Here is a 3,213-nt window from a genome sequence, read left to right as displayed (position 1 = left end):
CCCACGACGGTGACCAGCAGGAAGAAGAAAATGAAAACGGCCATGGCGACCGGATTGACTGGAATCGCATCGCTCATTTCAGCCCCCGGTAGACAACGTAGATCAGCAGGGACGTAAGCGGCACCCAGAGGAGCTGATACCAGTAGAAGAACGGGAAGCCGGCGAACGAAGGATGTGTGTCGTTATAGAACGGCAGCCAGAGCAGCGCGATATACGGTATCAGCAGGATGAGCCATAGCCAGGAGCGGCCGGGCGAATGAGTAGTCTCCAAGATTTCTCCTTGTATCTGTTGTTATTGATCGTATGTTTGGGCGAATCGCGACAGGGTCGCGCAGCGCATACCCGGGTGTGCGGCGTGCGCTGCGCGTGTAGTATTCGCTTTCGTCCATGCCCTCACAAGCGCACAACTACGTAAGCTATCTACGTACTACTACGTAGCCCCTCAACCGTCGGTTGAATCGATGAAACTCAAAGCGAAGATCTTTCTGCTAGCGATCGTGCCATTTCTTGCCGCCATTGCGGGCATCGAGCTCGGCGTGCGCGCGGAAGCCACCGCGCTCGCAGGTACACAACACGCGACCATGCAGGCAGCGTATATGGCGAGCAAGGAAATCGAGCTCAGGCATTACGTCGAACTCGCAACGAGCACAATCGAACCGCTTTACGATGCGTCCCGCGACAACGCTCGCGATGACGCCATGCTGCGCAGCCGCGCACTTGCCGCGCTGGAGAAAATGGACTTCGGCAAGGACGGCTATTTCTTCGTCTATGACATGCACGGCCGCTCGCTGATGCATCCGCGCGAGCCGGATCTGGTCGGCCGAGATCTGTGGACCATGCGTGACCCGCAGGGTGCGCTGGTGATCCAGCAACTGATCGCTGCGGCGTCGCACGGCGGCGGCTATGTGCGCTATGTGTGGCACCGTCCGTCGACGGGCAAGCTTGCGCCGAAGCTCGGCTATGTCGTACCGCTCGAGCGCTGGGGCTGGATGATGGGCACCGGCATCTATCTGGACGACGTGGATACGGCGCTGGCGCAAATCGATCAGCGTGCGTCGGCTAACATCGAGCGCACGATGATGTGGATCGGTGCGATCGCGCTGACCGGGCTCGGCGTGATCGCGTTGTGCGCGCTGGTGCTGAACGTCAGCGAGTATCGTAGCGCCGATGCAAAGTTAAAGCGCCTCGCACAGCAGGCGGTCGAATCGCTGGAGAACGAACGGGCACGGCTGTCGCGCGAACTGCACGATGGCATCAGCCAGATGATGGTGTCGGTGAAACTTCTGCTTGAGTCGGCGCTGATGCGCTTCGAGCGCGGCGAGGCGCGCGTGCCGGCCGCGGAAGCGGCGCTGTCCACGAGCCTCGCGCGCCTCGGTGACACGTTGCGCGAAGTGCGCCGCATCTCGCATGCGCTACGGCCGGCAATGCTCGACGATCTGGGGCTGGCCGCCGCACTCCAGCAACTGACACGCGAATTGAGCGAGCAGTCCGGGATCGAAATAGGCTTCACGCAGATCGCTCACACGCACGCGGCTTTGTTGCCCGATGCCGTCAATACGGTGGTGTTCCGTATCGCGCAGGAAGCGTTCACGAACATCGTGCGCCACGCACGGGCATCGCGCGCGGCGCTTTCCCTCGAGGTGTCGGCAAGCGCTGTTACGTTATCGATTGCGGATAACGGTTGCGGCTTCGACGTGGAGCGTGCGCTTGTGGATCCGAACGCGGGCGTTGGTCTGCGCAACATGCGCGAACGGCTCGAGACCCTGGGTGGGAGCCTGTCGCTGGTGTCGCAACCGGGTCATACGAACGTGACGGCGCACGTGCCAATCACGGCGACCTCGCCCATCCGGCATTCGGAGGAAAGCTGAATATGAACGACGTCCCATCGCGCGTCGCGCGCCTGATCCTGGTCGACGATCATCCGTTGGTGCGTGACGGCCTGCGCGCGCGGCTTGAGGCCGTACCGGATCTCGAGGTCGTTGGCGAGGCTGGCAATTCGGATGAAGCGCTGGCGCTTGCCGTTGGGCAGAATCCCGATCTGGCGTTAATGGATGTCGGGATGAGCGGGATGAACGGTATCGCGCTCGCCGGTTTGTTCCACGAACGGTTTCCGGCGATCCGGGTGCTCATGCTTTCGATGCACGACAACATAGAGTATTTGACGCAGGCGGTACGGGCCGGTGCGAGCGGCTATGTGCTCAAGGATTCGCCCGCAACAGAAATCGTCCAGGCAATTGGCGCGGTGCTCGAGGGGCGCACGTTCTTTAGCCCAGGCCTTGGGGCAAGAATGATTCAGGCGTCAGCAATGCGAACCCCCGTCGAGCAACTGACGCCGCGAGAGCGGGACATTCTCGATGCGCTTGCGGAAGGCCTTTCGAGTAAGCAGATTGCACAGCGTAATGGGCTGTCCGTGCGTACTGTGGAGACGCATCGCCTCAATATGAAACGCAAACTCGATATTGAAGGGCAGGCGGAGTTGATCAAGTTCGCTGTGGAGAACCGGAGAAAAAGTTAGAGACGGGCGGCGGATCTCGCTCATAGCCTGAAAAGAAGGGCAACTTGGTGCGGCCTCTTCAAAGCCCTTCGCCGAGAAAAGTCGTCAGTGCTGCCTTCATGCCGCCTGCGATGGACTCCTGCCGCTGGCGCACCATCCGCTCAATGGGCGTAGTGACGTTCACGGTAGCCACCGGTCACCCCTGACGGTCGCGCACAGCCACGCCTACTGCGAGCGCGCCCTTGGCGGCGTGGTTGCCAATCACCGACCAGCCTCGCTCGCGCGTTGCGTTCGTCAGAAGCCGCAGCCGTTCGGCGTCCATGCCACCGTAACGGGATAGTGTGCCGCCGAGTTGCGCGATGATCGCTTCGATCTCCTGACGGGGCGCAGCCAACAGCGCGAGGCCTGACTGACTCAGCAGGTGTTCGTCGCTGTTGACATTCTCATTTACTAAACTAATATATTAAATATTAACCAGTTAGTTTATGAAAGGAGACTGCCATGAGTGAGGCACTTTCACGTCCATCCTTGGGCGCTGCGATCTACTACGACGACCCGCTTGCCGCACTAGACTGGCTCGAGAAAGCCTTCGGCTTCGAACGTCAGTTTGTCGTCACGGACAACGACGGCCAGCTCGCCCATTCGGAAATGCGGTTTGGCGACAGCTACGTGATGGTGTGCCGTGCATGGGCGGAGGACATGGCGAGCCCGAAGTCCCT

At 60.6% G+C, this 3,213-nt stretch carries 4 protein-coding genes and 1 pseudogene; 3 read left to right on the top strand and 2 right to left on the bottom strand.

Features of this window, described 5'->3' with window-relative positions; genetic code table 11:
• Positions 1–73: 73 nt before the first annotated feature.
• On the bottom strand, positions 74–271 hold the full coding sequence (locus M0954_RS22280) for a DUF3311 domain-containing protein (protein WP_122157382.1): 198 nt from the start codon (positions 269–271) through the stop codon (positions 74–76).
• Between the two features lie 190 nt (positions 272–461).
• Between M0954_RS22280 and M0954_RS22275 the strand changes: the two genes are divergently transcribed.
• Together M0954_RS22275 and M0954_RS22270 are read left to right on the top strand one after the other, a co-directional pair.
• Positions 462–1,868: a cache domain-containing protein gene (locus M0954_RS22275; RefSeq protein WP_122157381.1), complete on the top strand. Its 1,407-nt coding sequence runs from the start codon at positions 462–464 to the stop codon at positions 1,866–1,868.
• A gap of 2 nt (positions 1,869–1,870) precedes the next feature.
• On the top strand, positions 1,871–2,515 hold the full coding sequence (locus M0954_RS22270; protein ID WP_123386669.1) for a response regulator transcription factor: 645 nt from the start codon (positions 1,871–1,873) through the stop codon (positions 2,513–2,515).
• Positions 2,516–2,690: 175 nt separating this feature from the next.
• Here the strand turns inward: M0954_RS22270 and M0954_RS22265 are convergent, their stop codons facing one another.
• On the bottom strand, positions 2,691–2,888 hold the full coding sequence (locus M0954_RS22265; protein WP_367279528.1) for a hypothetical protein: 198 nt from the start codon (positions 2,886–2,888) through the stop codon (positions 2,691–2,693).
• A 107-nt stretch (positions 2,889–2,995) separates the two neighbouring features.
• Between M0954_RS22265 and M0954_RS22260 the strand changes: the two are divergent.
• A pseudogene (locus M0954_RS22260) lies at positions 2,996–3,213 on the top strand (VOC family protein); the annotation flags it as partial.

The organism is Paraburkholderia sp. (assembly GCF_026225065.1).
GTDB lineage: Bacteria > Pseudomonadota > Gammaproteobacteria > Burkholderiales > Burkholderiaceae > Paraburkholderia.
The sequence above is the reverse complement of the archived record's forward strand: the minus strand, read 5'-3'. Positions and strand labels throughout refer to the sequence as shown.

Coding starts and splice junctions, on each gene's coding strand:
- M0954_RS22275 (WP_122157381.1), top strand. CDS start 462: ATGAAACTCAAAGCGAAGATCTTTCTGCTAGCGATCGTGCCATTTCTT.
- M0954_RS22270 (WP_123386669.1), top strand. CDS start 1,871: ATGAACGACGTCCCATCGCGCGTCGCGCGCCTGATCCTGGTCGACGAT.